Origin of the sequence: Streptomyces tropicalis (assembly GCF_029269835.1) — a bacterium.
Taxonomy (GTDB): domain Bacteria; phylum Actinomycetota; class Actinomycetes; order Streptomycetales; family Streptomycetaceae; genus Streptomyces; species Streptomyces tropicalis.
Genome location: NZ_JARJBB010000010.1, coordinates 60,833 through 84,609, shown reverse-complemented (window position 1 = coordinate 84,609; position 23,777 = coordinate 60,833). Strand labels below are relative to the sequence as shown.

General features: G+C 68.3%; 22 protein-coding genes. 15 read left to right on the top strand and 7 right to left on the bottom strand.

The window, feature by feature from the left end; genetic code table 11:
• Positions 1 to 72: 72 nt before the first annotated feature.
• From P3H78_RS20290 to P3H78_RS20280, 3 genes are all read right to left on the bottom strand, one after another.
• Positions 73 to 1,104, bottom strand: a complete 1,032-nt coding sequence (locus P3H78_RS20290; protein ID WP_276110482.1) for an alanine racemase — start codon at positions 1,102 to 1,104, stop codon at positions 73 to 75.
• A gap of 85 nt (positions 1,105 to 1,189) precedes the next feature.
• A complete protein-coding gene (femX, locus tag P3H78_RS20285; RefSeq protein WP_276110481.1) occupies positions 1,190 to 2,311 on the bottom strand; it encodes a peptidoglycan bridge formation glycyltransferase FemX in 1,122 nt (373 codons plus the stop codon).
• Between the two features lie 232 nt (positions 2,312 to 2,543).
• Complete coding sequence (locus tag P3H78_RS20280; protein ID WP_276110480.1) at positions 2,544 to 2,849, bottom strand: hypothetical protein; 306 nt, start codon at positions 2,847 to 2,849, stop codon at positions 2,544 to 2,546.
• Between the two features lie 275 nt (positions 2,850 to 3,124).
• Here P3H78_RS20280 and rpsF point away from each other — a divergent pair, with 275 nt between their 5' ends.
• From rpsF to rplI, 4 genes are all read left to right on the top strand, one after another.
• Positions 3,125 to 3,415 carry a 30S ribosomal protein S6 gene (gene rpsF / locus P3H78_RS20275; protein WP_009189556.1) on the top strand — a complete coding sequence of 97 codons (291 nt, stop codon included), beginning with the start codon at positions 3,125 to 3,127 and terminating at the stop codon, positions 3,413 to 3,415.
• 77 nt (positions 3,416 to 3,492) lie between these two features.
• Complete coding sequence (locus P3H78_RS20270; protein ID WP_276110479.1) at positions 3,493 to 4,086, top strand: single-stranded DNA-binding protein; 594 nt, start codon at positions 3,493 to 3,495, stop codon at positions 4,084 to 4,086.
• A gap of 81 nt (positions 4,087 to 4,167) precedes the next feature.
• Entirely contained in the window at positions 4,168 to 4,404 is a 237-nt protein-coding gene (gene rpsR / locus P3H78_RS20265; protein WP_003949403.1) for a 30S ribosomal protein S18, read from the top strand.
• Between the two features lie 18 nt (positions 4,405 to 4,422).
• Positions 4,423 to 4,869: a 50S ribosomal protein L9 gene (rplI, locus tag P3H78_RS20260; protein ID WP_276110478.1), complete on the top strand. Its 447-nt coding sequence runs from the start codon at positions 4,423 to 4,425 to the stop codon at positions 4,867 to 4,869.
• A gap of 232 nt (positions 4,870 to 5,101) precedes the next feature.
• Here rplI and P3H78_RS20255 read toward each other — a convergent pair whose 3' ends face one another.
• Positions 5,102 to 6,439 carry an MATE family efflux transporter gene (locus tag P3H78_RS20255; RefSeq protein ID WP_276110477.1) on the bottom strand — a complete coding sequence of 446 codons (1,338 nt, stop codon included), beginning with the start codon at positions 6,437 to 6,439 and terminating at the stop codon, positions 5,102 to 5,104.
• A gap of 483 nt (positions 6,440 to 6,922) precedes the next feature.
• Between P3H78_RS20255 and dnaB the strand changes: the two genes are divergently transcribed.
• The 6 genes from dnaB (at position 6,923) to P3H78_RS20225 (ending at position 15,153) form a co-directional block, all read left to right on the top strand.
• On the top strand, positions 6,923 to 8,401 hold the full coding sequence (gene dnaB / locus P3H78_RS20250) for a replicative DNA helicase (protein ID WP_276110476.1): 1,479 nt from the start codon (positions 6,923 to 6,925) through the stop codon (positions 8,399 to 8,401).
• 199 nt (positions 8,402 to 8,600) lie between these two features.
• Positions 8,601 to 9,320: a TnsA-like heteromeric transposase endonuclease subunit gene (locus P3H78_RS20245; RefSeq protein ID WP_276110475.1), complete on the top strand. Its 720-nt coding sequence runs from the start codon at positions 8,601 to 8,603 to the stop codon at positions 9,318 to 9,320.
• A 71-nt stretch (positions 9,321 to 9,391) separates the two neighbouring features.
• Positions 9,392 to 11,464 carry a TnsB C-terminal domain-containing protein gene (locus P3H78_RS20240; RefSeq protein ID WP_498073050.1) on the top strand — a complete coding sequence of 691 codons (2,073 nt, stop codon included), beginning with the start codon at positions 9,392 to 9,394 and terminating at the stop codon, positions 11,462 to 11,464.
• A complete protein-coding gene (locus P3H78_RS20235; protein WP_276110473.1) occupies positions 11,461 to 12,564 on the top strand; it encodes an AAA family ATPase in 1,104 nt (367 codons plus the stop codon). Before P3H78_RS20240 ends, P3H78_RS20235 begins: the two co-directional genes overlap by 4 nt.
• On the top strand, positions 12,561 to 14,909 hold the full coding sequence (locus P3H78_RS20230; protein ID WP_276110472.1) for a TniQ family protein: 2,349 nt from the start codon (positions 12,561 to 12,563) through the stop codon (positions 14,907 to 14,909). Before P3H78_RS20235 ends, P3H78_RS20230 begins: the two co-directional genes overlap by 4 nt.
• 88 nt (positions 14,910 to 14,997) lie before the next feature.
• Entirely contained in the window at positions 14,998 to 15,153 is a 156-nt protein-coding gene (locus tag P3H78_RS20225) for a DUF5958 family protein (RefSeq protein WP_276110471.1), read from the top strand.
• A gap of 60 nt (positions 15,154 to 15,213) precedes the next feature.
• Here P3H78_RS20225 and P3H78_RS20220 read toward each other — a convergent pair whose 3' ends face one another.
• Positions 15,214 to 15,453 (bottom strand): hypothetical protein, encoded by a 240-nt coding sequence (locus P3H78_RS20220; protein WP_276110470.1) that lies wholly within the window; start codon positions 15,451 to 15,453, stop codon positions 15,214 to 15,216.
• Between the two features lie 374 nt (positions 15,454 to 15,827).
• On the opposite strand from P3H78_RS20220, the gene P3H78_RS20215 reads away from it, so the two are divergent.
• Genes P3H78_RS20215 through P3H78_RS20205 form a run of 3 tightly spaced genes read left to right on the top strand, consistent with a single transcriptional unit; the run spans position 15,828 to position 19,205 of the window.
• On the top strand, positions 15,828 to 16,865 hold the full coding sequence (locus P3H78_RS20215) for an ABC-three component system protein (RefSeq protein WP_276110469.1): 1,038 nt from the start codon (positions 15,828 to 15,830) through the stop codon (positions 16,863 to 16,865).
• Positions 16,862 to 17,335 carry an ABC-three component system middle component 2 gene (locus P3H78_RS20210; RefSeq protein ID WP_276110468.1) on the top strand — a complete coding sequence of 158 codons (474 nt, stop codon included), beginning with the start codon at positions 16,862 to 16,864 and terminating at the stop codon, positions 17,333 to 17,335. The genes P3H78_RS20215 and P3H78_RS20210 overlap by 4 nt, the downstream gene beginning before the upstream one ends.
• Complete coding sequence (locus P3H78_RS20205; protein ID WP_276110467.1) at positions 17,328 to 19,205, top strand: hypothetical protein; 1,878 nt, start codon at positions 17,328 to 17,330, stop codon at positions 19,203 to 19,205. Before P3H78_RS20210 ends, P3H78_RS20205 begins: the two co-directional genes overlap by 8 nt.
• A 9-nt stretch (positions 19,206 to 19,214) precedes the next feature.
• Here the strand turns inward: P3H78_RS20205 and P3H78_RS20200 are convergent, their stop codons facing one another.
• On the bottom strand, positions 19,215 to 19,625 hold the full coding sequence (locus P3H78_RS20200; protein ID WP_276110613.1) for a DUF6009 family protein: 411 nt from the start codon (positions 19,623 to 19,625) through the stop codon (positions 19,215 to 19,217).
• A gap of 1,085 nt (positions 19,626 to 20,710) precedes the next feature.
• Between P3H78_RS20200 and P3H78_RS20195 the strand changes: the two genes are divergently transcribed.
• Entirely contained in the window at positions 20,711 to 21,544 is an 834-nt protein-coding gene (locus P3H78_RS20195; protein WP_276110466.1) for a PIG-L family deacetylase, read from the top strand.
• A 232-nt stretch (positions 21,545 to 21,776) separates the two neighbouring features.
• Complete coding sequence (locus P3H78_RS20190; protein ID WP_276110465.1) at positions 21,777 to 23,162, top strand: serine hydrolase domain-containing protein; 1,386 nt, start codon at positions 21,777 to 21,779, stop codon at positions 23,160 to 23,162.
• Positions 23,163 to 23,271: 109 nt separating this feature from the next.
• Here the strand turns inward: P3H78_RS20190 and P3H78_RS20185 are convergent, their stop codons facing one another.
• Positions 23,272 to 23,736, bottom strand: coding sequence for a GNAT family N-acetyltransferase (locus P3H78_RS20185; RefSeq protein ID WP_276110464.1), 465 nt, complete (start codon positions 23,734 to 23,736; stop codon positions 23,272 to 23,274).
• Between the last annotated feature and the right edge of the window lie 41 nt (positions 23,737 to 23,777).

Here is a 23,777-nt window from a genome sequence, read left to right as displayed (position 1 = left end):
GGAGGACCGCATGCGAAAGGCCGTGCACCCGGACTCCGGGTGCACGGCCTTCGCCGTCCCGCCGTACGCGCCTCAGCGGTCCATCAGCCGGTCGAACTGCGTCGTGGTGTGGCGCAGATGGGCCACCAGCTCGTCGCCCACCTTCGGCTCGGGGGCGTCCGACGGCACGAACAGGATCGACACCTGCATGTGCGGCGGCTCAGCGAACCAGCGCTGCTTGCCGCCCCAGACGAACGGAGAAAGGTTCCGGTTGACGGTGGCGAGCCCCGCCCGGGCGACGCCCTTGGCGCGCGGCATGACGCCGTGCAGCGCCTTGGGGGCCTCCAGGCCCACGCCGTGCGACGTACCGCCCGCCACGACCACCAGGAAGCCGTCCGAGGCCGCCCGCTGCTGCCGGTAGCCGAAGCGGTCGCCCTTCGCCACCCGCGTCACGTCGAGCACCGCGCCGCGGTACTCGGTGGCGTCGTGGTCGCCCAGCCACAGCCGTGTGCCGATCCGGGCGCGGAACCGGGTCTGCGGGAACTGCTTCTGCAGCCGCGCCAGTTCGTCGGCCTTGAGGTGGCTGACGAACATCGTGTGCAGCGGCAGCCGGGCGGCGCGCAGCCGGTCCATCCAGCCGATGACCTCCTCGACGGCGTCCGAGCCGTCGGTGCGGTCCAGCGGCAGGTGCAGGGCGAAGCCCTCCAGGCGGACGTTCTCGATGGCGGCGTGCAGCTGCGGCAGGTCCTGGTCGCTGATGCCGTGCCGCTTCATCGAGGACATCACCTCGATGACGACACGGGCCCCGACGAGGCCGTAGACCCCGTCGATGGAGGAGACGGAGCGGATCACCCGGTCGGGCAGGGGGACCGGCTCCTCGCCGCGCCGGTAGGGCGTGAGCACCAGCAGGTCGCCGCCGAACCAGTCCTTGATCCGGGCGGCCTCGTACGTCGTGCCGACGGCGAGGACGTCCGAGCCCAGTCTCGTGGCCTCCTCCGCCAGCCGTTCGTGCCCGAAGCCGTAGCCGTTGCCCTTGCAGACCGGGACGAGGCCCGGGAACTGCTCCTGCACGTGCCTGTGGTGCGCCCGCCAGCGCGCGGTGTCGACGTAGAGCGTGAGCGCCATGGCCGGACCTGGAACCTTTCGGGTGGCTGCGGTGTGTCGGAGTCGGGAGGGGCGGCGGCGGTGCCGCACGCCGGGGCCGGTGGGGTCAGCGGCGCGACATGTAGATGTCGAGCGCCTTGTGGAGCAGCTTGTTGAGCGGGAAGTCCCACTCGCCGAGGTACTCGGCCGCCTGCCCGCCGGTGCCCACCTTGAACTGGATCAGGCCGAAGAGGTGGTCGGTCTCGTCCAGCGAGTCGGAGATGCCGCGCAGGTCGTAGACGGTGGCGCCGAGCGCGTAGGCGTCGCGCAGCATCCGCCACTGCATGGCGTTGGAGGGGCGGACCTCACGGCCGATGTTGTCGGAGGCGCCGTAGGAGTACCAGACGTGCCCGCCGACGATCAGCATGGTCGCGGCGGCCAGGTTCACGCCGTTGTGCCGCGCGAAGTACAGGCGCATGCGGTTGGGGTCCTCGGTGTTGAGGGCCGTCCACATGCGCTGGAAGTACGACAGGGGGCGCGGCCGGAAGTGGTCGCGCACGGCCGTGATCTCGTACAGCCGCTGCCATTCCTCGAGGTCCTGGTAGCCGCCCTGGACCACCTCGACGCCGGCCTTCTCGGCCTTCTTGATGTTGCGGCGCCACAGCTGGTTGAAGTTCTTGTGGACCTCTTCCAGGGAGCGGTTGGCCAGCGGGACCTGGAAGACGTAACGGGGCTGGACGTCCCCGAAGCCGGCGCCGCCGTCCTCGCCCTGCTGCCAGCCCATGCGGCGGAGCTTGTCGGCCACCTCGAACGCGCGGGGCTCGATGAAGTCGGCCTCCAGGTCGCGCAGGCGCTTGACGTCCGGGTCCTGGATGCCCTTCTTGATGGACTCCGCGTTCCAGCGCCGGATGATCACCGGCGGGCCCATCTTCACCGAGAAGGCGCCCTGCTGCTTGAGGTGCGCCAGCATCGGCTGGATCCAGTCGTCGAGGTTCGGGGCGAACCAGTTGATGACCGGGCCCTCGGGCAGGTACGCGAGATACCGCTTGATCTTGGGGAGCTGACGGTAGAGGACCAGCCCGGAACCGACGATGTCGCCGGTGCGGTCGTCGAACCAGCCCAGGTGCTCCGAGCGCCACTCCGCCTTCACGTCCGCCCAGGCCGGGACCTGCATGTGACTCGCCGCCGGCAGGCTCTGGATGTGGGCCAGATGCTGCTCGCGACTGATGGTCCTCAGGGTCAGGCTCATGCGGGGCGCTCCTCGGGCTGGGGTGTCCCCATGGGTTCAGGGGTCCGGCTCTCGCGCCGAAGCCTACTGCGCCCGGGGAGCGGCCCGAATGACCGTGCGGTACCCACGCCCCGGCCTGTGGGCCGCCGGGGTGTTCCGTGCACGGGCGCGGACACCGTCCCGGCGGCCGGCGGGCGGTCCCGCGAACCGCGCGGGCGGTGTCCGTGAGGGGTGGTGCGGCTGCTGCGCGGGGTCAGACGAGTCCGCCCCAGGCCAGCCCCAGCCCGAAGCCGACGGCCGACGCGCCGAGGCCGACGATCAGCCCGAAGCGCTGCCGCGTGGTCTCCGAGACCCACTGGCCGTAGGCGCCGGTGAGGATGCCCGCCAGGCCGCACCAGGAGCTCAGCATATGCAGGCTGGGGAACCAGGCCGCCACGACGGCCGTCAGGCCCAGAACCAGGGTCACGACCAGCAGCGTGTCCTGGAGCGGATGGGACCTGCCGTCGGTGGCGAAGAGGCCGTTGCCGGTCGTGGTGGTGGGTCGCACTGCTTGTGCCATGGGGCACCTCCTGCGAAGGGCGGCGCACCGTAGCGCCGTACACACCCGATGTGTCCAGGTTGACGGGTCCCGGGGCCCGATTTCAACCGGAAGCGGGGGTGCAGGTAGTCTGGACCGTCTGCATCGGTGTCTGTCCATGCACAATCACGGCGAACCTGGCGATTCCGCCGGACGACCTCCGGTTGTCAGTGGCTGCCGATACCGTTGCGCACGCATCACAACCCTCCTGCCACGGAACGACCGTGGCCGCTGAGTCCAAAGGAGGTGGGTTCCACATGCGTCACTACGAGGTGATGGTCATCCTCGACCCCGATCTCGAGGAGCGCTCTGTCTCCCCGCTGATCGAGAACTTCCTCTCTGTCGTCCGTGACGGCGGCGGAAAGGTCGAGAAGGTCGACACCTGGGGCCGTCGTCGTCTCGCGTACGAGATCAAGAAGAAGCCCGAGGGCATCTACTCGGTCATCGACCTGCAGGCCGAGCCTGCGGTCGTCAAGGAGCTCGACCGCCAGATGAACCTGAACGAGTCGGTCCTCCGGACCAAGGTCCTCCGTCCCGAGACCCACTGAGCCTCGACGCTCAGCTGATCTCGGGATTCGAGTAGCAGCACCAAGCAGCCAGCAGCACACCCGCCGAGAGGTTCCCCATGGCAGGCGAGACCGTCATCACGGTCGTCGGCAATCTTGTCGACGATCCCGAGCTGCGCTTCACCCCCTCCGGTGCGGCGGTCGCGAAGTTCCGCGTCGCGTCCACGCCCCGCACCTTCGACCGTCAGACGAACGAGTGGAAGGACGGCGAGAGCCTGTTCCTGACCTGCTCGGTCTGGCGTCAGGCGGCGGAGAACGTCGCCGAGTCGCTCCAGCGAGGCATGCGCGTCATCGTGCAGGGCCGGCTGAAGCAGCGGTCCTACGAGGATCGTGAGGGTGTCAAGCGCACGGTCTACGAGCTGGACGTCGAGGAAGTCGGCGCCAGCCTGCGCAGTGCCACGGCCAAGGTCACCAAGACCGCGGGCCGCGGTGGCCAGGGCGGTGGCTACGGCGGCGGTGGCGGCCAGGGCGGCGGCGGCTGGGGCGGTGGCCCCGGTGGCGGCGGTCAGGGCGGCGGCCAGGGCGGCACGCCCTCCGACGACCCCTGGGCGACCGGCGCTCCCGCCGGTGGCAACCAGGGCGGCGGCGGTGGCGGCGGCTGGGGCGGTGGCTCCGGCGGCGGTGGCGGCTACTCGGACGAGCCCCCCTTCTAGGCCTTCCGACCGGTCCTCGCCGACCGGTCCGGGTCAGGGGTGGGCCGTACCCACACTTCTTGATCACACAGGAGAAACACCATGGCGAAGCCGCCTGTGCGCAAGCCGAAGAAGAAGGTCTGCGCTTTCTGCAAGGACAAGGTCACGTACGTGGACTACAAGGACACGAACATGCTGCGGAAGTTCATCTCCGACCGCGGCAAGATCCGTGCCCGCCGCGTGACCGGCAACTGCACGCAGCACCAGCGTGACGTCGCCACGGCCGTCAAGAACAGCCGTGAGATGGCGCTGCTGCCCTACACGTCCACCGCGCGCTAAGGAGAGGGTGACCGAATCATGAAGATCATCCTCACCCACGAGGTCTCCGGCCTCGGCGCCGCGGGCGACGTCGTCGACGTCAAGGACGGTTACGCGCGCAACTTCCTGATCCCGCGGAACTTCGCGATCCGTTGGACCAAGGGTGGCGCGAAGGACGTCGAGCAGATCCGTCGTGCTCGCAAGATCCACGAGATCCAGACCATCGAGCAGGCCAACGCTGTCAAGGCCCAGCTCGAGGGCGTGAAGGTCCGTCTGGCCGTCCGCTCCGGCGACGCCGGTCGTCTCTTCGGTTCCGTCACGCCGGCCGACGTCGCTTCGGCGATCAAGGCCGCCGGCGGTCCCGAGGTCGACAAGCGCCGCATCGAGCTCGTCTCGCCGATCAAGACCCTGGGCGCCCACGAGACGTCCGTGCGTCTGCACCCCGAGGTGGCCGCCAAGGTCGCCATCGAGGTCGTCGCGGCCTGATCGCCGCACTCGGCCTGCATGGCCTGAGGAAGGGCCGTACCCCTCGGGGTGCGGCCCTTCTGCATGTGGCCGGCTCTTCTGTGCGGGCGGCACGGCTGCGCGGTCGGAGGCGCGGCGTTTCACGTGAAACGGGAGCCCGGAGCCTGTGGCCCGCTCCGGCCCGGTGCGGTGCAGGGTGAGCGGGGAGCCTGTTTCACGTGAAACGCGGTGCAGTCGCCGGGGCGGTCCGTCCTCAGCGGGTGGCGCCGGTGACCAGCCAGCGGCCCGAGCGGGACCGCGTCCCGAGCGTCAGCATGCGCACGGTCATCATCAGCGTCATCGCCCCCCATACCGCGGTGAGACCTCCCCCGAGTACCGGCACCAGCAGCGCCGCGGGGAGGAAGACCGCCAGGGTGACCAGCATCGCCCAGGCCAGGTACGGCCCGTCCCCCGCGCCCATCAGGACGCCGTCGAGGACGAAGACGATGCCGCAGACCGGCTGGGAGAGCGCCACCATGAGCAGGGCGGGCAGGGCCGCGCCCGTCACCGTGGGGTCGTCGGTGAACAGGGGGAGGAAGACCGGCCGGGCCACGATCACCAACAGCCCCAGCGCGGCGCCGACCGCGATGCCCCACTGGATCATGCGGCGGCAGACGTGCCGGGCGCCCTCCGGGTCGTCGGCGCCCAGGTGGCGGCCGATGATGGACTGCCCGGCGATCGCGATCGCGTCGAGCGCGAAGGCGAGCAGACTCCACAGCGACAGGATGATCTGGTGGGCGGCGACGTCGGCGTCACCGAGGCGGGCCGCCACCGCCGTGGCGATCATCAGGATCGCCCGGAGCGAGAGCGTGCGGACGAGCAACGGCACGCCTGCCTGGGCGGAGGCCCGGATGCCGGCGGCGTCCGGGCGCAGCGAGGCTCCGTGTCTGCGGGCCCCGCGGACGACCACCGCGAGGTAGACGGCGGCCATCGCGCACTGGGCGATGACGGTGCCCCAGGCGGAGCCCGCGATGCCCAGTCCGGCGCCGTAGACGAGACCCGCGTTCAGAGCGGCGTTGGCGACGAAGCCGCCGACGGCGACGTAGAGAGGGGTCCTGGTGTTCTGCAGTCCGCGCAGGACGCCGGTGGCGGCGAGGACGGTGAGCATGGCGGGGATGCCCAGCGCCGAGATCCGCAGGTACGTCGTCGCGTACGGACTCGCGGTGGGCGAGGCGCCGAAGAGGGAGACCACCGCGGGGGCGGTCGGCAGGACGACGGCGATGACGGCGGCGCCGAGCAGCAGCGCCAGCCAGATGCCGTCCATGCCCTGGCGGATGGCGGCCCCGAGGTCGCCGGCGCCGACCCGGCGGGCGACGGCCGCCGTGGTGGCGTAGGCGAGGAAGACGAAGACACTGACGGCGGTGGTCAGGAGGGCCGAGGCGACCCCGAGTCCGGCGAGCTGCGCGGTGCCGAGATGGCCGACGATGGCACTGTCGGCCATGACGAAGAGGGGCTCGGCGACGAGCGCGCCGAAGGCCGGGACGGCCAGCGCGACGATCTCCCGGTCGTGCTGGCGCGGGGTGCGCGCGGGTCGGACGGGGGCCTGGGTCATGAGCGCCAATCTAACCGTCCACAGGTAAGAGATGCAAAGCGCCTGCAGTCCTTACTTGTGCTGGGGTGGTGTGCGTGTGTGCGCACCGTTCGATGCGATCTTGCGCCGACCGGGAAAGTTTTTCTTCTGCACAACCCGTGGATGGTGAAGCCGCAGGTCAGGGTGGTGTGAGTACAGGGGGCGAGGGCTTGTTCACAGCGCTGTCCACCGTGTCGTGCACAGGTTTCCGCGAGTTACCCACAGCATCCGGGCGCTCGTCCACATGGCCTGTGGATAACCAGATTGGCTGACGTCGCCCGGGGGCCTACCGTGGTCCGGCGCCCGCTCCGTCCACCGGCCTCCGAATCCCCTCACGGGGGGACGTGGAATCCCCTCACAAGGGGACGTGCCGGAAGCGGAGATGGGCCTCTCACATGTCAGTGTCGTGCCGTAGACATGAGGGCACGGCGAGGGTCCGCTCGGCGGACGGGAGGAGGTCGCTCGGTGAGCATTTCCGAGCCCCTGGACGACCCGTGGGCCGACAGCGGGCCCAGTGATCGTCTGCCTGCCTCCCGCCGGCGTCCCGAGGGCGGCCGGGGCCGCGACGATCAGCACGACCGGGGCCGGGACGGCGACGCCTGGGACGGCGGGGGCCAGACCTTCGAGCGGGTGCCGCCGCAGGACCTCGACGCCGAGCAGTCCGTGCTGGGCGGCATGCTCCTGTCCAAGGACGCCATCGCCGACGTCGTCGAGATCCTCAAGGGCCACGACTTCTACAAGCCCGCCCACGAGACGATCTACCAGGCGATCCTCGACGTCTACGCCAAGGGCGAGCCGGCCGACCCGATCACCATCGCCGCCGAGCTGACCAAGCGCGGCGAGATCAACAAGGTGGGCGGCGCGTCCTACCTGCACTCGCTGGTCCAGACCGTGCCGACCGCGGCGAACGCCGCCTACTACGCGGAGATCGTCCACGAACGGGCCGTGCTGCGCCGCCTGGTGGAGGCCGGCACCCGGATCACCCAGATGGGATACGCGGCCGACGACGACGTCGACGAGATCGTCAACCGCGCGCAGGCCGAGATCTACGCCGTCACCGAGCAGCGCACCAGCGAGGACTACCTCCCGCTCGGCGACATCATGGAGGGCGCCCTCGACGAGATCGAGGCGATCGGCTCCCGCAGCGGCGAGATGACCGGCGTGCCCACCGGGTTCACGGACTTCGACTCCCTCACCAACGGCCTCCACCCGGGCCAGATGGTCGTCATCGCCGCCCGTCCCGCGATGGGAAAGTCCACGCTCGCACTGGACTTCGCGCGGGCCGCCTCCATCAAGAACAACCTGCCGAGCGTCATCTTCTCCCTCGAGATGGGACGCAACGAGATCGCCATGCGCCTCCTCTCCGCGGAGGCGCGGGTCGCCCTGCACCACATGCGCTCGGGCACGATGACCGACGAGGACTGGACCCGGCTCGCGCGGCGGATGCCCGACGTCTCGGCCGCCCCGCTCTACATCGACGACTCCCCGAACCTGTCGATGATGGAGATCCGCGCCAAGTGCCGCCGCCTGAAGCAGCGCAACGACCTCAAGCTCGTCGTCATCGACTACCTCCAGCTGATGCAGTCCGGCGGCTCCAAGCGCGCCGAGAGCCGCCAGCAGGAGGTCTCGGACATGTCCCGGAACCTGAAGCTGCTCGCCAAGGAGCTGGAGCTCCCGGTCATCGCGCTCTCCCAGCTGAACCGCGGACCCGAGCAGCGCACCGACAAGAAGCCGATGGTCTCCGACCTGCGTGAGTCGGGCTCCATCGAGCAGGACGCCGACATGGTCATCCTGCTGCACCGCGAGGACGCCTACGAGAAGGAGTCACCGCGCGCGGGCGAGGCCGACCTGATCGTCGCCAAGCACCGAAACGGCCCCACGGCCACGATCACGGTCGCCTTCCAGGGCCACTACTCACGCTTCGTGGACATGGCCCAGACCTGACCGCAGGTTGTAGGGTCTCAGATTTCGTGTCCTAATCTCAGGCTCGGTGGCCAAGCGATGGCAGATAGGACGCGGATCTGAGACTGGCAGGTCAGGCCGTTCACCCGTTTAGGCGATTCGGATCGCAGCACGGATCGTCCGAGAGCAGTGTGCTGGCACCGTGGTCGTACGGGCAGTTGCCCGAGGCTGGGGGTGCATCATGGACGGTGCCGCTGCGACTGTCAGCATTCGTCATCGAAGTGGCGAGGTCGTCGAAGACCGAGCGTGGGCTGAAGTGTCCGTCGGACTGCTGAAGACGGCTGTGCCGTGGCGAATATTCCGCTGGTACAAGGGGCAGAGGCACTACTCCGGTGTCTACTGGTCGGCGACGATGTGGGACCACGTGATCTACGAGTCGCGCCTTGAGCTGGCACGACTGCTGCTCGCCGACTTCGATCCCTCCGTGCAGTGCATCACGGCCCAGCCCTTCCTGTTGAAGGCTCAGGTGGAGGGGAAGCTCCGTAGGCACATCCCGGACTACTTGCTGGTTACCAGGCAAGGACCAGTGGTCGTGGACGTCAAGCCGCTCCGCCGGCTGTCCCGGCCCGAGGTGGTGTTCACCTTTGACTGGACTCGGCGGGTGGTGGAGTCGCAGGGATGGCAGTACGAGGTCTGGAGCGAGCCGCCAACCGTGGAGTTGGAGAACATCCGCTTCCTGGCGGGCTATCGCCGGGACTGGCTGTTCAGCTCCGATCTCCTGGACGAACTCCACGAGGCCGATCTTGACGGAGTCCCTCTCGGCCAAGCCGAAAGACTTCTGCCCTGCCGTCCGGCGCCTCAGGTGCGGTCCGCGATCCATCACCTGCTCTGGACGCATCATCTCGTCACTGACCTTGACCAACCCCTCACACCTTCCCAGACGTTGAGGAGGGGCGTATGAGCGGGGCCGGAGCTCGGGTGGGAGTGGGCACCCGCTTCCGTTACGACGGGGAGACCGTTGAGGTAGTGGAGATGGCCGCGACCACGGCGGGAAACGAAGTGGTCCTCAAGGACGGCCGGGGCCGGCTGCTCCGGCTGTCGTTGAAGCAACTGCTCTTCTCCGACCACGCCACCGTCATCGCGGACCAGCCCGGACCGGAGGCCAACGATGTCGAGGAGATCGCCTCGGTGGTGCTGGGCCAGCTCCACGAAGCCGAGAGACGGAAGGTTCTCGACCTAGCCGGACACGTTCGTGAGGTGCTGACGGGATATCGGTCTGGCAGCCCGGAACTCGCGAGTGAGGGCGAGCCCCGTCCCGAGTACGCGCCGGAGAAGCCATTGGAAGCCAAGTACGCAGCGAAGGGGGCGGAGCTCGGGGTTGCCGCACGCTCGGTGAGGCGTTGGGTCACTGCGTTCCGCGAGCACGGTGAGGCCGGATTGGCTCCCAGGAAAGGGCTGGCGAGGAGGACGCAGGTCACAGCCGACGACCGGTGGGTGGAGACCGCGCTGGAGGTGATGGTCGAGCACACCGGGGAGTCCAAGCCGTCGCGCACGATGGTCATCGACCGGACTCGGGCTCGGGTGATCGCGCGGTTCGGTCCGGATGTCGTGCCGCAGCCGAGTCGGGCAACGGCGTTTCGGGTGTTGGCGGAGCTGGAGCGTAGGCATCCGCTGTTCCGGTTGAGCACGAAGCGGAACCGGGACATCGCCGATCGACCAGAGGGTGTCTACGGCAAGCTGCGGCCGACCAGGCCAGGTGAGTACCTGTTGATGGACTCCACCCGGTTGGATGTCTTCGCGTTCGACCCGATCACACTGCGCTGGGTGCAGGCCGAGCTCTCCATCGGTATGGACTGGTACACCCGCTGCATCACCGGAATCCGGCTCACGCCGGTCTCGACGAAGGCGGTAGACGTCAGCGCGGTGCTCTATCAGTCCTTCCGGCCCCGCCCGGCCGGGAGGGACTGGCCCAGGCACGCGGTCTGGCCCGAGCAGGGAATCCCCAGGACGGTGCTGGTAGACGTCGAGGCGGCCGATGGCCCTGGCCTCGCCTCGCCAGCTCTGGTTCCGGAGACGCTGGTGGTCGACCACGGCAAGCCCTACGTCTCGGACCATCTGACCAGCGTCTGCCGTCGGATGGGGATCTCGATCCAGCCCGCTCGGCTGCGGACGGGCCGAGACAAGGGCCCGGTCGAGCGCTTCTTCCGGACCGTCCGCGAGGACCTCCTGCAGGCCCTGCCTGGCTACAAGGGACCCGATATCCACTCCCGGGGCGAGAGGCCGGAGGACGACGCGTTCTTCTTCCTGGACGAGCTAGAGGCAATCATCCGTGAGTGGACCGCGGTGGTCTATCACTCGCGACCCCACTCCAGTCTCCTCGACCCGGGTCTACCCGGGATGAGGATGTCCCCGGCGAAGATGTTCGAGCACGGCATGGCGAGAGCCGGCTACATCGAGGTGCCTCGGGACCCGGACCTCGCTTTCGAGTTCCTGCAGACCAAGTGGCGGACGATTCAGCACTACGGGGTCGAGATCGACCGCCGCCGCTACAACGGACCCGCGCTCAACGCCTACCGCAACACCAAGAGCCCGTACCGCGGGCCGGTCAAGAACGGCTGGCCGTTCCAGGTCGATCCTGACGACATCACCCGGATCTATTTCCGGGACCCCGACAGCCGACGCTGGCACGCACTGCTTTGGGAGCATGCCCCATCGATGGACATGCCGCTGAGCGAGGATGCGCTGGAGTTCGCGCGGAAACTGGCTGCGTCGAAGTATCGCTATCCGGACGACCGCCTTGCCGTCGCTGACCTGCTGGAACGCTGGAACCTCGGGCTCGGCACGACACGGGCCGAGCGGCGCATGGCACTGCGGCTTGCCCGCGATCAGGCGGCCATTGAACTGCCGGAGACCGAAGCCACGGCAGTTATCTCGTTGCCGTCCGTTCGTAAGGCCCTCGGGCAGAAACCGGATGTTGCAGAGCCCGAGCAACCGGAGCCGATGGAAGTCGGCGATGACGATGAGGCCGATGAGATCGACACGGTGGGACTCGACACCGGTGGCCCGGACGACGACTTCTACGCGGATGCTCTGGAGGATGTGTGATCCGTGACCAAGCCCGCGCGCTGTCCCGCAAGGAAGGCTGGAACGCCTACGTACAGTCCCCCGAACACGTCCAACCCGAGCAGTTGACGCGGACCCAGTTCTGCCGCCTCGGGGAGGAGGCTGCCGCCGACTATCTGAAGCGGGCGCGCAAGTGGCACGCCAACATTGGTCCGATCAAGACTCCGCAGCTCGCAGACCTCCAGGAGGTGCTGTGGGATATCGTCGACAGCAACGAGCAGGACGGCGACCAGGCTCGCAGTGCAGTTGCCGTCAATGCGTTCCCGGGCCTCGGCAAGAGCACCTCCGTCATCGCTTTCGCACGGCTCCTGCACCGCAGGGAGATTGCCGAGTCAGGTCCCTTGACGGCTGACGGTCACGAGCGGCTTCCGGTGTGCCGTGTCGGCCTGACCGGCAACACCGGCATCAAAGATCTCAACCGCAGCATGCTGGAGTTCTTCGCCCACCCAGGCAGCCTCCGGGGTACCACCACGGAACTGGGGCAGCGCGCGCTCGACTGCATCCTGAGATGCGAGGTCCGCGTCCTGATTATTGATGATCTTCATTTTCTCAAGTGGGGTAGCAGCAGCGGCATCGAGGTCAGCAACCACCTGAAGTGGATCTCCAACGAGTTCCCAGTGACCCTCATCATGATCGGCGTCGGACTCGACGAGAAGGGACTGTTCAGCGAAGGCCTGGCCCCCGGAGAGGAGGCGCTCGCCCAGACCGGCCGCCGCACCACTCTGCTGGGTATGCGGCCCTTCACCATCGACAGCGAAGCTGGTCGACGTGAATGGCGTCAGATCCTTCTCACTCTGGAGAAGCGTATTGTCCTGCCGGACAAGTACCCGGGAATGCTGGCCGACGACCTGTCCGATTACATGTTTGTGCGCTCAACCGGGCACATCGGATCACTGATGGCGCTTGTCCGCCGCGGGTGCCAGCGCGCAATGCGCACACAGGAGTTCAAACTCACCCAGGACCTGCTCGACAAGGTGAGGAACGACGAAGCTTCCGAGCGGGCGCGCCTGGAACTGCAGGTCGCGATGGAGGCGGGAAAGCTCACCAGCAAGCCGCGGCAGGTACGCCGGGGACGCGCATGAACAACCAGAACCCGGCGTGCCGGAAAGATCTACGTACCCTTCCTTTACGTTCGGCCCCTTTGCCCGGAGAGGCGCTCGACTCCTGGCTGGAGACACTGGCCCACCTGCATCAGGCCACGCTCGGCGACCTGGAGACGGCCCTCGGCCTGACTCCTCGCGGTAAGAACAGGCCCGCAGGCACCCCCACCAACTGGACGATCGCGCTCCTCCCGGACGAGGCTGCCGGCATCGCCAAATGCACCGGGCTTCCACCCACCCGCGTCCACGCGATGACACTGGCGCACTACGACCAACGAGCGGTAGCGATCGACAAACCGTCGCGCAGCGTCATCCGTCCCCGGCTCTGGGGGCGCGGACGCGACTCCCGATACTGCCCGCGCTGCCTGAACGATTCCGGCGGCCGGTGGCAACTGGTCTGGCGCCTGGGCTGGTCCCACGCCTGCACCACACACCAGGTACTCCTTCGCGACCATTGCCCTGCCTGCAGCCGCCCGCAACGACGACGGGCCCCCACCAGCCTCAGCATCCCCATCCCTGGTCTTTGCGCCTTGCCTGCCACCAGCTCACCCGCTGGTCCCGGGCAGCCGCGCTGTGCCGCGGCTCTGACGCACGCCCCCACCATCTCGCTGGAACACGTTCCCCAACTGCTCGATGCCCAGCGCCAAATCGGCGCCCTCCTGGACGGCCAAGATCCCTCCGTCGACTTCCCGGCCTACGCAGGTAGCGACGCTACGACTGCCACCGTCCTTGAAGACCTACGCGCCATCGGTCTGCGCATCTTCGCGGCCCCGCACATCAACGAACTTGTCCCCTGGCTACCGGCCGACTTCCTGCAGGAATACACGACACAGCTTCAGAGCGAGCTGGCCCGAACACCGGCTAAGACCCGATACGGCACCTTCGCCCCAGCCCCGTCCATCGTCACCGCGATCGCAGCAGCGGTCGGCGCCGACATCCTCAGCGCCCCCACCATCGAAGACGTGGGCACGCGCCTGCGTCCGCTGCTTCACCAACAGAGCGGTTACCTGGCCCAAGTGCAGTCACCCGGCTCTGGGGCCCTGTGGGGGCAGCGCACCTCGCTCACCTTTCGGGCTGCGCTCCGCTACGCCCAAAGCCCGCGTTACCGACGAGTCGATCGCATGCGCTACCGGGCCGTCACCGGAGGCAGGCACACTCCCGACTCCCAGGCCCGCCAACATGCACGCTCGCGCGCTGCGTACCTGCCCGAGCTTCTGTGGGCAGAGCCGTCCCTGTGGCTGCTTGCCGATAGCGGCACGCACAACCGATGGTCCCGACGCGTACTAAGCCTCGCCCTGCTGACCGTCGGTCTACGCATCAACCTACGAGAGGTTGCAGGTCTCCTGCCGGATTCCGGGATCAAGCCAAACGGCATCTCCCGGACACTCCGCCACCTGGAGTCCCACGGCGCCGATGCGATCACCGCCCTGACCGGCCTCGCCGACCGCATTGATCTGCATGGCAGCCCGATCGACTATGAACGACGAAGGCAGCTGTTCCGGTCCACCGCTGACTTCGTGCCGGCCACCGAGTGGTACCGCCTTGAGCGAGAGCTCCGCACCCAACCGGCAAGCCTCGTGCAGGCCCAGCGCTGGGTCTTCGAGACCATCACCGGCAGTCCGATCGAAACCGCGCACAGCGAACTTACTCTCGGGAAGCCCCGCCGCGAAAACCTGTGGGGCTACCGGGCTTTCTCCCTCCGACTACTGCCCCAGGAAGTCGCATTCCTTGCCGAAATCGCAGGGAGGCACCTCCATGATCACGGCATCGACGAGCCCGTCACCTGGCAGCCAGCAGTCGATCTGGCAGCCTGGCAGCGGCTAAACCTGCCTGGCAGCCGGCACCCGAAGGTCTCCTCCGAAGACATCCCCCTCGAATGGCTGCAAGTGCAGGCGCCCTCAGCCTCCCGCATCGCCAAGCACTTCGGCACCACGCAAGAACACATTTACTACGCGCTCGCTGTCCGCCCCCGAGACTGGCGCACCCCGCTCCATCGAAGTCGCCAAGAGATCTCCGCGCAGGCCGAGACATGGGTTGCCTGGTACCAGGACGAACAGCTCTCAGCCAACAAAATCGCGCTCCGCGCGGGTGTCGATGTCAGGGCAGTACTGCGCGAGCTCAAGGCTCGCGGAGTGACCCTTCCCGTGGGCCGCCGCTCACTTCTTACCGCGGACACCATCGACGAGATGATCACGCGATACCGCCGTGGGGAGTCCCTGCGGGCTGTGGCCTCTCACGCCGGCAGCTCCGAGACCACCGTCGCGCGTATTCTCCGGGCCCACGGCGTAACCCTGCGCTCCCGCAGAGGCACGCCGATCTCAGGTTGATCCCCCTTGCCAGCTCATTCGGGTAGGAGACTGCTGGCCGAGCGGCACGGAACGGAACCGGTCCAGGCTCAGTAGCGCGGGCCGTGGGATGCGGGTTCCGCAGGGGAAGATCGCCAGCCTCGCCCCGATCGACGAACGTAGGAAGGCGTTCCGGCTGCTGATCGCGGTGCTGACGATCGCCGACGAGCGGCGCCGCGAGCGCTTCTACTCTGGCGGATGCGATCACTGGTGGCACAGGATCTGAAGATCGCCCCTCCCCCCTGCCGGCAGGCCTAGACTGCTACGCCTGTCACCGATCTGGTCACTACGCTGCTGGGCGGACGGGTCCGTCGTCGACGCCGGCTGCCGTGATGGCAGCGGCCAGATCCGGGCCGGCAAAGGTCCGCTGGAAGACGACCTCGGCCTCGCAGGGCGGCCTGTGGCGGGCGATGTGGTCAGCGGTGGCGGCTTTGACGAGGGCTTTCATGGGGACGCGGAGCTCCTTTGCGACCTCGCGGAGTTCGTTGAACTCTTCCTCGGAGAAGTCCACGTTGAGTGCTGGCATGTCCCCAGAGTGCTCCCGGGCGTACCTGGCCGACAATCATCGCAGGTCACTGCAGGTGCATCCGGATACATCAGGGGGAAGCAGCTGGCACGCTCTTCCCTCCGCTGGGGTCGGGGGAGGGTTGCACCGCTCGCCCTCGCCGGGGCTCTGCAGGTATGGGCCACGCCCGGCTCGACCAGGCACTTCTCTGGCCGGAGCGCCGTCTGTGCCCCCGCCGATCCCACTCGTGCTCTTTTCGTGAATGACGCTCGGTGATAGGACTTCACCAGAGCGGCGTCACACGTGGGGGGTGTGGGATGGAAGAACTGTCATGCCAGCAGACGGAGTCCACAGGCGCTTCTGTCTCGGTTTCCCAGTACACGCAGCCTGCCGTGATGGCGATGCCGAACCAGTTCGACCGGCGCACTCCACTGCAGCAGGTCTGGTTCTGGCAGCCCGAGCAGTGGGAGGAGTTCACCTACGAATGGGCGCGTATGCGCATGGCAGCAGAGGGGTACCTCGGCGTTGAGATCATCGGTGGCAGCAATGACCGCGGCGCCGATGTCGTAGCGTTCTTCAGCGACCAGAGACTCAACGGCGAGTGGCACTGCTACCAGTGCAAGCTCTACAAGGACGAACTGAAGCTGTCCGACGCCCTGCCGGAGATGCTCAAGCCTTTCGTCGCGACGGTGGAGACCACCCGGACGCTACCCACCCGCTACAGCTTCGTGGCGCCGAGGATCCATCCGCGCCTGAAAGACATCATCCTCACTCCCGTCGAACTGAAGCGGCGCTTCTTGAGCTATCTGGAGGAGCGGCCACGGCCCGTGGCGGCGCTGCCGTCCGCGACGCTGCGAGCAGTCAAGGAACGCGTGGCCGACACCGACTTCTCGATGTTCTGGGCCGTCAACCTGGATGAGATTCTCGAGGTATACAGCGCATCCCCGCTCTACGGCTCGCGCTTCAACTACCCCCCGAGCGGCAAGCCAGCCAAACTCGTCGTCCCGCCCGAGCCCAACGCCGACGAGGCCCGTTTCCTAGAGCAACTCCTGGATGTTTACCAGGAGCGCTTCGGCGTGCACATCGCGACCGTGCATGACGCCTTCACCCACGAGGAGACCGGCGAGCATATCGGGCGGCAACGGGAGGCGTTCTACGCGGCCGAGTCCTTGCGCATGTACGCGCGCGAGAGCGTCCCCGGAGAAGCCTACGAGGATCTGCAGAGTGACGTGCTGGACAACCTGATCGAAGTCGCCGACCGGGACTTTCCATCCGGCTGGGGGCGGCTGCAGAGCGTGTTGCAGGCGTCTGGTCAGGTACAAGTAGTGGCCTCGGTGCTGATCTCGCACTTCAAGAACATCGAGCGCAAGGGAATGTGCCACCAGCTTGCCAATGAGGACAAGCTCACCTGGTGCAAGGTAGGCAACCGGTGAACCCGTTGAACAGCGCAGTCGAAGTGGCCATGCGCGCCCTGGTGCTGCTCACACAGAGCCATCCCGAGCCTCTGGACCTGTCCTCCCTGGTAGTCCTCGACCACGCCATGCTGCACAGCGAGCAGTTCAACGGCCCACCGAGTCTGCACCCACCGCTCCCCGCGCAGCCGGGTGAACTGGGTATGAGGCGCCAACTACTGCACGACGGGCTCGCCGTGCTGATGCGGGCAGAGCTGGCGTCTGTGGACGCTACCGCTCAAGGTCTGGTCTACCGGGCCACCGACCGCGGTTCCAGCTTCCTCGGGATCCTGGAAGCCCCTTACGTCGGCCAGCTGCAGGAACGCGCCCTGTGGGCCGTCGAGCAGTACGCACCGCACACCGATCCGCGGCTGGCCACTCGCGGATTCACCATGCAGTGGTACGAGGAGTTCACCGTCAGCATGCGTGATCTGGGGGGATCCGATGCGTAACTTCACGCTCACCCATCTCACCTACGCCGGATCCGGCAAGCCCACGGCTCAGGTCATCTTCTCCCCGACGTTCACCTTGATCTACGGCTCCTCCGACACCGGCAAGACGTTCATCGTCAACTCCATCGACTACATGCTGGGCGGACACGTCGCCCCGTCGATCCCACGCGCCCGCGGATACAGCCAGATCCTGCTTGGCCTGCAACTGTCGGACGGCAGTCCGGTAACGCTCGTACGCAGACCCGGCAGCAACCGCATCCACGTCCACCACGCCGACCTGCGCGACCTCGCCCACGCACCCGCGGACACCGTGCTGTCCGCCCGTCGCACCCGCAGCGGGCACGACATCTCCCACCGCCTGCTGAGCTATCTCGGCATGGAGGGGAGCTACATCCGCACCAGCGAAGAGGGCAACACAGACATCCTCAAGATCACCGATCTTGCGCACCTGTCTCTGGTTACCGACTCCCGCATGGTCAGCTCGACGCCGCCGTCGCAGCGTGTCCGCAACTCAACGGCCAAGACGATCTCGCGATCGGTGATGAGGCTCCTGCTGACCGGTGAGGAGGAACCACCCGCCAGCAGGGTGCCGAACGCCGCCCAACGCCGCGTCCAAAGGGGCCAGATCTCGCTCATCGACCAGCTCGTCATCGAACTGACGGCCAAGCTCACCGCCCAAGAGAACGAGAGCGAACTCGGCCGGCGACTGAGCCGGCTGAACGGCACCCTAGAAGAGCTCACCCGTTCCCTGCGCGAGGAGACCAGCCGCCAGACGGAGACGGTCGCCGCTCGGACCCAGCTTGCTGCGGCTCAGTCAGAAATCGCCACCCGCCTGGGGGAGATTTCCGACTTGCTCGGCCGCTTCGGCATCCTTCGGCAGCAGTACGAGTCCGACCTCGCCCGATTGGAAATGGTCAGCGAAGCGGGAAATCTCCTGGGCTACTTTCAGGTAGGACGCTGCGTGTTCTGCGGCGCAGACCCCGAGCACCAGCACCCCCAACACGGCATCGAGGAGTCCACCCACCTCCACGACGCAGTGATCGCCGAGAACAGCAAAACCCACGCTCTCCTGGCCGACCTCAAGCTGACAATCGCCGATCTGGAAACCCAGCGCGAGGAGCTGACACAGCGCTACGCGTTGGCGCTGTCCCACAGCCAGGAACTGGACCTGGCCATCGAGCGCCTCGAAGCCGGGCTCCTGCCCGTGAACGCCCGACTGGACCAGGTCCTCACCGAGCGGTCCGAAGTCGAGCGCAACCTGGAAGTGCTCGCCCGCATCGGGGAACTCGATGAACGTCGTACCGAACTCGTCTCCACCGGCGCGCTGCCGTCCAAGCGCTCCGAGCCATTCACGCCCGCTCGGGCGGTGACATCCTTTGACGCCGTATTGCAGCGCACCCTAGACGCCTGGCACGTTCCCGACACCGCCAACGCCAGCTACGACCCCTACGGTGGAGACATCCGTGCTGGCGGCAGCTTCCGAGCGGACCGAGGTGCAGGCATGCGCGCGCTCCTGCACGCGGCCTTCTCCACCGCCCTGGCTCGCTACTGCCTGGACCGTGAACTCCCCCACCCTGGCTTCATTGTGTTCGACTCTCCCCTTGTCACCTACAGAGAACCGGACCACGACGAGGACGACTACATCCCGCCGGACGTCAACGATCACTTCTACCGGCACTTCCTGGACTTCCCGTGCCAGACGATCATCGTGGAGAACTCCGCGCCGCCACCGGACGTCGTCGAACAGGCCCACGTCATCCACTTCCGCCGCGGCAGCAACAGACGCGCCGGCTTCTTCCCGCCACTCGACGATGACCACGAAGCGGATGACGCTGGCACGACCGAGGAAACCCACCCGCGACTGGAGTAACAGGGAGGGTCACACTGTGGGCGCCACTGGTACGTCGGTGTGCATGGGGCGCGCTGACTGTACGCGGTTTTGGGAACGTTCAGTCTTGGCTCCGACTTTGCCAGGCGCTAGCGTCCGCGGGTCGACGGCTTCGCTAGGTGCTGCCACCTTGTACGGGCCGTCAGGTTGGCTATCGCGGTCATGTTCCAGAAGGAAGAAGACGCGGCGTCGGTAGAAGCAACTGTCCGGGGCGGCGGTATCCGCTGCGGCGCTCAGTGTGGCGTAGCCGATCAGGCGGCCGGCACGGGCGTACGTCGGCACGCCTTGCTTGCGCAGGAGCTTGTCGAGGGCCTGTCGAACGTAGTCCAATTTGTCCAGGTCCTCTAGCCATACCAATTCGACTTCGTCGGAGAGGTCGCCCTCAGCCAGTAGTGAGCTCATCACCACAGCCCCTCTTCCTTGTCGTCTGTCAGGCCGATGCCTGGGTCTTGGCAATAGATGCAGCCTCGCCCAGCTCGCCAAAGGGACACCAAGCCAGGCGACTGCTTCATCGAGTGGCACCCACCCGACTTTGCTGCCAACGTCGGAAGAAGGGTCCGCTTGCCGCCTCTTGAGAGCCGTGGATCCCGGCGCGATCCCCTGATCGTCCGGCGACCCGTGTGACCTGCCCTCTCCCATAGTGCTCCGACGACCAACGCCGACGCCGCCAGGGCGGACTGCTGCCTGTCGCGCAGTTAAGCAGAGCCTCTCAGAACCTGGTGTCGTACCTGTAACAGCAGCGCCGGACGTTCACTCGTACACCGGGCAGCAGGCGCTGCGGAACTGGGTCTCAGTCCACGCCTCTTGGTTACCTGCCGAAACCGTAGGACAAGGTGGGCTGCCGTCGAACATCAGAGGCTGGAGGGGTGTCGCTCCGGAGTAGCGAAAGACCCCCGTGCCAAAGATGCAGGGGTGGGGCCTCGAACCGTCGTAGGTTGGGTTCAGTCGACATCGCTCAGGGCTTCCAGGATGTCTCGCTTACTGTTGATCAACCGCCGACTTTCGCACAGGCCGTTGACAACGGGTTGCGCGAAGGCCCATGCCCGGCCTTCGTGCGTCGGCCAAGTCCATGAGGAAATGACACAGTCCGTGAGACTGAAGGCGCCCGACACAGCGTGAGACAGATTGAGAAGGCTCAGGTCACAGCCTCGGGCGAGTGACACGGAGCGTGAGATCCTACACAGGTCCACGGGGTCTCAACTTCCGTGCCGGTACCCCACGGCCGAGGCCGGAGGGAGGCCGGATCCGGCGTGGCACCGGGACATGCAGGTCGCGGCTGCACGCCGTCCGCGTTGAACGCCGACGCACGGAAGGCCGCGCGGCCGCGCCGGGAACAGCCGGCCCGGCCGGCACGGTTGCATCGACGGAGGGACCGGCGCACGAGTGGGAGACGTGGACCACGAGGTCGCCGGCCCACCGGGACCCCGGCCCCCAGGACCGCGGTACGCCCGCCGCGCACAGACGTATTCCTGCAGGAGGACTGTTTCATGGCTGACCGGCCCTTGACGCTCATGGCAGTACACGCCCATCCCGACGACGAGGCCACCGGAACCGGAGGGGTCCTCGCGCGGTACGCGGCGGAAGGCATCCGCACGGTTCTCGTGACGTGTACCGACGGCGGTTGCGGTGACGGGCCGGGGGGCGTCAAGCCGGGCGACCCCGGGCACGATCCGGCGGCGGTCGCCCTGATGCGCCGTCAAGAACTCGAAGCGAGCTGTGCCGTCCTGAAGGTCAGCGATCTGGAGATGCTGGACTATGCCGACTCCGGGATGACGGGCTGGCCGAGCAACGACGCCGCCGGATCCTTCTGGCGGACCCCCGTGCAGGAAGGCGCGGCCCGACTCGCGGAACTCATGCGGCACTACCGACCCGATGTGGTCGTCACCTACGACGAGAACGGCTTCTACGGCCACCCCGACCACATCCAGGCCCACCGCATCACGATGGCGGCGCTGGAGATGACCACGCTGACGCCGAAGGTGTACTGGACCACGGTGCCCCGCTCGATGATGCAGCGGTTCGGCGAGGTCATGCGCGAGTTCCATGAGGACATGCCGGAGCCGGATCCTGCCGAGGCCGCCGCGATGGCCGAGATCGGCCTCCCCGACGATGAGATCACCACCTGGGTGGACACCACCGAGTTCAGCGGTCAGAAGTTCGACGCGTTGGCCGCGCACGCCAGTCAGGGCGAGAACATCTTCTTCCTCAGGATGGGCAGGGAGAGGTTCGGCGAGTTGATGGGCATGGAGACCTTCGCACGTGTCCGGGACATCACCGGCGCGGCCATACCCGAGAACGATCTCTTCGCCGGACTGCGCTGATCCGCCCGTCGACCCGGCGGGGAGAGCGCATCGACCGCACGGCGTGAGCGAGTCTCCGGCACGCCGTGAGGCGACGGAGGGAGCAGTGGGTCACGAGGGCGCTCTCCGGCACCGACCGCGAGACCCCGCAGGGTCCTCCGGGCGTGGCGTCCCCGCCCGTCCCCGCGCGCCCCGGCGCCGCGTCCCGCGGAATGGGCTCGACGTGCGGCGACGTACCCGGTGGACTGGGGGCATGACGACAACTCAGGACGGGCTTCTGCCCGGGACCCGCCGGGCGCTGCTGCACCGGATCGCCGTGGCCCAGAGCGAGGGGCGGGCACCGTCGCTGGCCGCCGCGGTGGTGCGGGACGGGCGGACGGTGTGGCACGGGGCGCGGACGTCCGTGGACGGGCACGGGCCGGACGAGGACACGCAGTACCGCATCGGCTCGATCACGAAGACGTTCACCGCCGTGCTCGTCCTGCGGCTGCGGGACGAGGGCCTCCTCGACCTCCGGGACCCGCTGGAGAAGCACCTGCCGGGCACCGGCGCCGGCGGGGCGACGGTCGCCGACCTGCTCGCGCACACGGGCGGGCTGGCCGCCGAGACGCCCCCGCCCTGGTGGGAGCGCACCCCGGGGACCATGCGCCCGGAGCTGGCCGACGTGCTCGGGGAGCAGCCGCTGGTGCATCCCGTCGGCCGCCGGTTCCACTACTCCAATCCCGGCTACACCCTGCTCGGCGCCCTCGTCGAGGAGCTGCGCGGGGCGCCGTGGGAGGAGGTCCTGCGGCGCGAGGTGCTCGACCCGCTGGGACTGCACCGCACCTCCGGGCAGCCGCGGGCACCGCACGCGGGCGGCTGGGCCGTGCACCCCTGGGCGGACGTCCTGCTGCCCGAACCGGCCGAGGACCTCGGCCTGATGGCGCCCGCGGGTCAGCTGTGGTCCACCACGGGCGACCTGGCGCGGTTCGCGGCGTTCCTGGGCCGGGGCGACGACCGGGTGCTGAGCGCCGCGTCCCTGCGGGAGATGCGGACCCCGGCCGCGCCGCCCGAGGCATTCGACGTGGCGGCGGGCTACGCCTACTGCCTGGGGCTGGAGATCCGCCCCGCGGACGGGCGGCTCCTCGTCGGGCACTCGGGCTCGCTGCCGGGCTTCCTCGCCTCGCTCGCCTTCAGCCCGGAGGACGACGTGGCCGCCGTCGTCCTCGCCAACTGCACCTCCGGTCCGCAGCTGACGGCGGTGTGCGGCGACCTCGTCGGGATCGTCGCCGAGGCGGAGCCGCGCATCCCGGAGCCCTGGCGGCCGCTGCGGGAGGCCGACCCGTCCGTCCTGGAGCTGGCCGGGCCCTGGTACTGGGGGACGCAGGCGTTCGCCCTGCGGCTGTCGGCGGACGGGCTGCTCGCCCTGGAACCCCTGTCCGGCAACGGCCGCCGCTCGCGTTTCCGGCCCGACGCCGACGGCGGCTGGACCGGTCTGGAGGGCTACTACGCGGGGGAGCGGCTGCGGGCCGTGCGGCGCGCGGACGGCTCGGTGAGCCACCTCGACCTGGGCTCCTTCGTCCTCACCCGGCAGCCGTACGACGAGACGGCCCCGGTGCCGGGCGGGGTGGACCCGCGGGGATGGCGCGGCATCGGCTAGCCGGTGCCCGCGCGGGGGCCGGGGGCCGTCGGCGCCCGCCGCACGGGCAGCCCCACCGGCGACCGGCCCGCTGAGCGGCAGGCGGGCCGGCCCTCCCGGTGAGGGCCCGTCAGAGCGGCGGTCGGAGCTGGAGCTTGAAGCCCAGGTGGGACGGCTCGAAGCCGAGCCGCTCGTAGAACCGGTGGGCGTCGTCGCGTGTGCGGTCCGACGTCAGCTGCACCAGCACGCACCCCTCGCGCCGGGAGGCGTCCACCGCCCACTCGATGAGCCGTGTCCCGAGCCCGGCGCCCCGCTCGTCGGCGTGGACGCGGACGCCCTCGATGACCGAGCGGGTGGCGCCGCGGCGGGACAACCCGGGGATCACCGAGAGCTGGAGGGTGCCGACGACACGGCCCGCGCGCTCGGCGACCACGAGGTGCTGGTTCGGATCGGCGTCGATCCGCGTCAGGGCCGCCCGGTAGGGCGCGAGGTCGTCCGGGGTCTCGCGCCGGGCGCCCAACGGGTCGTCCGCGAGCAGCGCGACGATGGCGGGGACGTCCTCGGCGACGGCGGTGCGTATCTCCAGCTCTCCCATGCGGGAACCCTATGCGCCGGGCTCGGCGGGTGCGGGACGCG

Bases quoted from the DNA above. Each gene is read 5' to 3' on its own strand.
- P3H78_RS20290 (WP_276110482.1), bottom strand. From the start codon at position 1,104: ATGGCGCTCACGCTCTACGTCGACACCGCGCGCTGGCGGGCGCACCAC.
- femX (WP_276110481.1), bottom strand. From the start codon at position 2,311: ATGAGCCTGACCCTGAGGACCATCAGTCGCGAGCAGCATCTGGCCCAC.
- P3H78_RS20280 (WP_276110480.1), bottom strand. From the start codon at position 2,849: ATGGCACAAGCAGTGCGACCCACCACCACGACCGGCAACGGCCTCTTC.
- rpsF (WP_009189556.1), top strand. From the start codon at position 3,125: ATGCGTCACTACGAGGTGATGGTCATCCTCGACCCCGATCTCGAGGAG.
- P3H78_RS20270 (WP_276110479.1), top strand. From the start codon at position 3,493: ATGGCAGGCGAGACCGTCATCACGGTCGTCGGCAATCTTGTCGACGAT.
- rpsR (WP_003949403.1), top strand. From the start codon at position 4,168: ATGGCGAAGCCGCCTGTGCGCAAGCCGAAGAAGAAGGTCTGCGCTTTC.
- rplI (WP_276110478.1), top strand. From the start codon at position 4,423: ATGAAGATCATCCTCACCCACGAGGTCTCCGGCCTCGGCGCCGCGGGC.
- P3H78_RS20255 (WP_276110477.1), bottom strand. From the start codon at position 6,439: ATGACCCAGGCCCCCGTCCGACCCGCGCGCACCCCGCGCCAGCACGAC.
- P3H78_RS20245 (WP_276110475.1), top strand. From the start codon at position 8,601: ATGGACGGTGCCGCTGCGACTGTCAGCATTCGTCATCGAAGTGGCGAG.
- P3H78_RS20240 (WP_498073050.1), top strand. From the start codon at position 9,392: ATGGCCGCGACCACGGCGGGAAACGAAGTGGTCCTCAAGGACGGCCGG.
- P3H78_RS20230 (WP_276110472.1), top strand. From the start codon at position 12,561: ATGAACAACCAGAACCCGGCGTGCCGGAAAGATCTACGTACCCTTCCT.
- P3H78_RS20225 (WP_276110471.1), top strand. From the start codon at position 14,998: ATGCGGGTTCCGCAGGGGAAGATCGCCAGCCTCGCCCCGATCGACGAA.
- P3H78_RS20220 (WP_276110470.1), bottom strand. From the start codon at position 15,453: ATGCCAGCACTCAACGTGGACTTCTCCGAGGAAGAGTTCAACGAACTC.
- P3H78_RS20215 (WP_276110469.1), top strand. From the start codon at position 15,828: ATGGCGATGCCGAACCAGTTCGACCGGCGCACTCCACTGCAGCAGGTC.
- P3H78_RS20205 (WP_276110467.1), top strand. From the start codon at position 17,328: ATGCGTAACTTCACGCTCACCCATCTCACCTACGCCGGATCCGGCAAG.
- P3H78_RS20200 (WP_276110613.1), bottom strand. From the start codon at position 19,625: ATGAGCTCACTACTGGCTGAGGGCGACCTCTCCGACGAAGTCGAATTG.
- P3H78_RS20195 (WP_276110466.1), top strand. From the start codon at position 20,711: ATGGCTGACCGGCCCTTGACGCTCATGGCAGTACACGCCCATCCCGAC.
- P3H78_RS20190 (WP_276110465.1), top strand. From the start codon at position 21,777: ATGACGACAACTCAGGACGGGCTTCTGCCCGGGACCCGCCGGGCGCTG.
- P3H78_RS20185 (WP_276110464.1), bottom strand. From the start codon at position 23,736: ATGGGAGAGCTGGAGATACGCACCGCCGTCGCCGAGGACGTCCCCGCC.